Annotated in this window: 2 tRNA genes and 3 rRNA genes; all 5 read left to right on the forward strand. The window is 51.7% G+C overall.

What is annotated here, in order from left to right:
* Positions 1 to 375 precede the first annotated feature (375 nt).
* Positions 376 to 1,912: ribosomal RNA gene (locus DNK06_RS24955) — 16S ribosomal RNA — on the forward strand.
* Between the two features lie 65 nt (positions 1,913 to 1,977).
* A tRNA-Ile gene (locus DNK06_RS24960) sits at positions 1,978 to 2,054 on the forward strand.
* Between the two features lie 31 nt (positions 2,055 to 2,085).
* Positions 2,086 to 2,161, forward strand: a tRNA-Ala gene (locus tag DNK06_RS24965).
* 259 nt (positions 2,162 to 2,420) lie between these two features.
* Positions 2,421 to 5,311: ribosomal RNA gene (locus DNK06_RS24970) — 23S ribosomal RNA — on the forward strand.
* A gap of 138 nt (positions 5,312 to 5,449) precedes the next feature.
* Positions 5,450 to 5,565: ribosomal RNA gene (gene rrf / locus DNK06_RS24975) — 5S ribosomal RNA — on the forward strand.
* The 16S, 23S and 5S rRNA genes sit together here with 2 tRNA genes alongside, the layout of an rRNA operon.
* The last annotated feature ends 48 nt before the right edge of the window (positions 5,566 to 5,613 follow it).

Here is a 5,613-nt window from a genome sequence, read left to right on the forward strand (position 1 = left end):
GGTTGGATCGAAAGCGGTTGAAGAGGTGGTTGACAGCGGTTTGTAACGCTGTAGAATGCGCCTCCCGCTGGAGAGAAGATGGTCTGGTGGGGTGCTGCAAGGTGTTGAGAAGAAAGAAAAAGTTCTTCAAAAACAGCTTGACAGGAAATGAGGCTGCTGTAAGATGCGCGCCTCGGTTGAGACGAAAGACTTAACCAAACGTTCTTTAACAACTGAATCAAGCAATTCGTGTGGGTGCTTGTGGGTTAAGACTGAGTGATCGCAAGATTATCAGCATCACAAGTAAACACTCGTGAATTCGAGAGTTTCCCTTCTTTGGAAGGGTTTGCGATTGCTGAGCCAAGTTTAGGGTTTTCTCAAAACCCAAGCAGTATTGAACTGAAGAGTTTGATCATGGCTCAGATTGAACGCTGGCGGCAGGCCTAACACATGCAAGTCGAGCGGTTGAGGGGAGCTTGCTTCCTGATTCAGCGGCGGACGGGTGAGTAATGCCTAGGAATCTGCCTATTAGTGGGGGACAACGTTTCGAAAGGGACGCTAATACCGCATACGTCCTACGGGAGAAAGCAGGGGACCTTCGGGCCTTGCGCTAATAGATGAGCCTAGGTCGGATTAGCTAGTTGGTGAGGTAATGGCTCACCAAGGCGACGATCCGTAACTGGTCTGAGAGGATGATCAGTCACACTGGAACTGAGACACGGTCCAGACTCCTACGGGAGGCAGCAGTGGGGAATATTGGACAATGGGCGAAAGCCTGATCCAGCCATGCCGCGTGTGTGAAGAAGGTCTTCGGATTGTAAAGCACTTTAAGTTGGGAGGAAGGGCAGTAAGCGAATACCTTGCTGTTTTGACGTTACCGACAGAATAAGCACCGGCTAACTCTGTGCCAGCAGCCGCGGTAATACAGAGGGTGCAAGCGTTAATCGGAATTACTGGGCGTAAAGCGCGCGTAGGTGGTTTGTTAAGTTGGATGTGAAAGCCCCGGGCTCAACCTGGGAACTGCATCCAAAACTGGCAAGCTAGAGTACGGTAGAGGGTGGTGGAATTTCCTGTGTAGCGGTGAAATGCGTAGATATAGGAAGGAACACCAGTGGCGAAGGCGACCACCTGGACTGATACTGACACTGAGGTGCGAAAGCGTGGGGAGCAAACAGGATTAGATACCCTGGTAGTCCACGCCGTAAACGATGTCAACTAGCCGTTGGGTTCCTTGAGAACTTAGTGGCGCAGCTAACGCATTAAGTTGACCGCCTGGGGAGTACGGCCGCAAGGTTAAAACTCAAATGAATTGACGGGGGCCCGCACAAGCGGTGGAGCATGTGGTTTAATTCGAAGCAACGCGAAGAACCTTACCTGGCCTTGACATGCTGAGAACTTTCCAGAGATGGATTGGTGCCTTCGGGAACTCAGACACAGGTGCTGCATGGCTGTCGTCAGCTCGTGTCGTGAGATGTTGGGTTAAGTCCCGTAACGAGCGCAACCCTTGTCCTTAGTTACCAGCACGTCGTGGTGGGGACTCTAAGGAGACTGCCGGTGACAAACCGGAGGAAGGTGGGGATGACGTCAAGTCATCATGGCCCTTACGGCCAGGGCTACACACGTGCTACAATGGTCGGTACAAAGGGTTGCCAAGCCGCGAGGTGGAGCTAATCCCATAAAACCGATCGTAGTCCGGATCGCAGTCTGCAACTCGACTGCGTGAAGTCGGAATCGCTAGTAATCGTGAATCAGAATGTCACGGTGAATACGTTCCCGGGCCTTGTACACACCGCCCGTCACACCATGGGAGTGGGTTGCACCAGAAGTAGCTAGTCTAACCTTCGGGAGGACGGTTACCACGGTGTGATTCATGACTGGGGTGAAGTCGTAACAAGGTAGCCGTAGGGGAACCTGCGGCTGGATCACCTCCTTAATCGAAGATCCCAGCTTATTCATAAGCACCCACACGAATTGCTTGATTCATTGCGAAAGACGATTGGGTCTGTAGCTCAGTTGGTTAGAGCGCACCCCTGATAAGGGTGAGGTCGGCAGTTCGAATCTGCCCAGACCCACCAATTGTTGAGGGTGCAGGCCTTGAGAGTATTTGGGGCCATAGCTCAGCTGGGAGAGCGCCTGCCTTGCACGCAGGAGGTCAGCGGTTCGATCCCGCTTGGCTCCACCACTTACGGCCTCGAGATTGTTGAGTATTAGAGTTCAGAAATGAGCATTCCTGCTGTTGGCAGATGAGTGTTGATTTCTGGTCTTTGACCAGTAGGAAAATCGTTCTTTAAAAATTTGGGTATGTGATAGAAGTGACTGATTGGCTGCTTTCACTGGCAGTTGATCTGGTCAAGGTAAAATTTGCGTTGTTCTCAAGTGCAAATTTTCGGCGAATGTCGTCTTCACGTTATAGACAGTAACCAGATTGCTTGGGGTTATATGGTCAAGTGAAGAAGCGCATACGGTGGATGCCTTGGCAGTCAGAGGCGATGAAAGACGTTGTAGCCTGCGATAAGCTCTGGGGAGTCGGCAAACAGACTGTGATCCAGAGATTTCTGAATGGGGGAACCCACCCAGCATAAGCTGGGTATCCTGCACTGAATACATAGGTGCATGAGGCGAACCAGGGGAACTGAAACATCTAAGTACCCTGAGGAAAAGAAATCAACCGAGATTCCCTTAGTAGTGGCGAGCGAACGGGGACTAGCCCTTAAGTTGATTAGAGAATAGTGGAAGGCTCTGGAAAGTGCCGCCGTAGTGGGTGATAGCCCCGTACACGAAATTCTCTTTTCAATGAAATCGAGTAGGACGGAGCACGAGAAACTTTGTCTGAATATGGGGGGACCATCCTCCAAGGCTAAATACTACTGACTGACCGATAGTGAACTAGTACCGTGAGGGAAAGGCGAAAAGAACCCCGGAGAGGGGAGTGAAATAGATCCTGAAACCGTATGCGTACAAGCAGTGGGAGCAGACTTGTTCTGTGACTGCGTACCTTTTGTATAATGGGTCAGCGACTTATATTCAGTGGCGAGCTTAACCGAATAGGGGAGGCGTAGCGAAAGCGAGTCTTAATAGGGCGTTTAGTCGCTGGGTATAGACCCGAAACCGGGCGATCTATCCATGGGCAGGTTGAAGGTTGGGTAACACTAACTGGAGGACCGAACCGACTACCGTTGAAAAGTTAGCGGATGACCTGTGGATCGGAGTGAAAGGCTAATCAAGCTCGGAGATAGCTGGTTCTCCTCGAAAGCTATTTAGGTAGCGCCTCGTGTATCACTGCTGGGGGTAGAGCACTGTTTCGGCTAGGGGGTCATCCCGACTTACCAAACCGATGCAAACTCCGAATACCAGCAAGTGTCAGCACGGGAGACACACGGCGGGTGCTAACGTCCGTCGTGAAAAGGGAAACAACCCAGACCGTCAGCTAAGGTCCCAAAGTTATGGTTAAGTGGGAAACGATGTGGGAAGGCTTAGACAGCTAGGAGGTTGGCTTAGAAGCAGCCACCCTTTAAAGAAAGCGTAATAGCTCACTAGTCGAGTCGGCCTGCGCGGAAGATGTAACGGGGCTCAAACCATACACCGAAGCTACGGGTTCATCTTAGGATGAGCGGTAGAGGAGCGTTCTGTAAGCCTGTGAAGGTGAGTTGAGAAGCTTGCTGGAGGTATCAGAAGTGCGAATGCTGACATGAGTAACGACAATGCGAGTGAAAAACTCGCACGCCGAAAGACCAAGGTTTCCTGCGCAACGTTAATCGACGCAGGGTGAGTCGGCCCCTAAGGCGAGGCAGAAATGCGTAGTCGATGGGAAACGGGTTAATATTCCCGTACTTCTAATTACTGCGATGGAGGGACGGAGAAGGCTAGGCCAGCACGGCGTTGGTTGTCCGTGTTTAAGGTGGTAGGCTGGTTTCTTAGGTAAATCCGGGAGATCAAGGCCGAGAACTGATGACGAGTTGTCCTTTAGGACGATGAAGTGGTTGATGCCATGCTTCCAGGAAAAGCTTCTAAGCTTCAGGTAATTAGGAACCGTACCCCAAACCGACACAGGTGGTTAGGTAGAGAATACCAAGGCGCTTGAGAGAACTCGGGTGAAGGAACTAGGCAAAATGGCACCGTAACTTCGGGAGAAGGTGCGCCGGTGAGTGTGAAGGGTTTACCCCGTAAGCACATGCCGGTCGAAGATACCAGGCCGCTGCGACTGTTTATTAAAAACACAGCACTCTGCAAACACGAAAGTGGACGTATAGGGTGTGACGCCTGCCCGGTGCCGGAAGGTTAATTGATGGGGTTAGCTAACGCGAAGCTCTTGATCGAAGCCCCGGTAAACGGCGGCCGTAACTATAACGGTCCTAAGGTAGCGAAATTCCTTGTCGGGTAAGTTCCGACCTGCACGAATGGCGTAACGATGGCGGCGCTGTCTCCACCCGAGACTCAGTGAAATTGAAATCGCTGTGAAGATGCAGTGTATCCGCGGCTAGACGGAAAGACCCCGTGAACCTTTACTATAGCTTTGCACTGGACTTTGAGCTTGCTTGTGTAGGATAGGTGGGAGGCTTTGAAGTGGGGACGCCAGTTCTCATGGAGCCAACCTTGAAATACCACCCTGGCAACCTTGAGGTTCTAACTCTGGTCCGTTATCCGGATCGAGGACAGTGTATGGTGGGTAGTTTGACTGGGGCGGTCTCCTCCTAAAGAGTAACGGAGGAGTACGAAGGTGCGCTCAGACCGGTCGGAAATCGGTCGTAGAGTATAAAGGCAAAAGCGCGCTTGACTGCGAGACAGACACGTCGAGCAGGTACGAAAGTAGGTCTTAGTGATCCGGTGGTTCTGTATGGAAGGGCCATCGCTCAACGGATAAAAGGTACTCCGGGGATAACAGGCTGATACCGCCCAAGAGTTCATATCGACGGCGGTGTTTGGCACCTCGATGTCGGCTCATCACATCCTGGGGCTGAAGCCGGTCCCAAGGGTATGGCTGTTCGCCATTTAAAGTGGTACGCGAGCTGGGTTTAGAACGTCGTGAGACAGTTCGGTCCCTATCTGCCGTGGACGTTTGAGATTTGAGAGGGGCTGCTCCTAGTACGAGAGGACCGGAGTGGACGAACCTCTGGTGTTCCGGTTGTCACGCCAGTGGCATTGCCGGGTAGCTATGTTCGGGAAAGATAACCGCTGAAAGCATCTAAGCGGGAAACTTGCCTCAAGATGAGATCTCACTGGAACCTTGAGTTCCCTAAAGGGCCGTCGAAGACTACGACGTTGATAGGCTGGGTGTGTAAGCGTTGTGAGGCGTTGAGCTAACCAGTACTAATTGCCCGTGAGGCTTGACCATATAACACCCAAACAATTTGGCTGTTAGACGGTAGAAGTCGACAACACACCGAAAATTTGTGAAAGAACACGCAACACCAACTGATATCACATACCCAATTCGCTGCCGCGGCTAAACCCCGAGGCAGCAACCGGATTGCTTGACGACCATAGAGCGTTGGAACCACCTGATCCCATCCCGAACTCAGTAGTGAAACAATGCATCGCCGATGGTAGTGTGGGGTCTCCCCATGTGAGAGTAGGTCATCGTCAAGCTTCTACTAGAAACCCCAGATCTCGACAGAGGTCTGGGGTTTCGTCTTT

This window comes from Phytopseudomonas daroniae (assembly GCF_004327285.1).
In the GTDB taxonomy this organism is placed as follows: Bacteria; Pseudomonadota; Gammaproteobacteria; order Pseudomonadales; family Pseudomonadaceae; genus Aquipseudomonas; species Aquipseudomonas daroniae.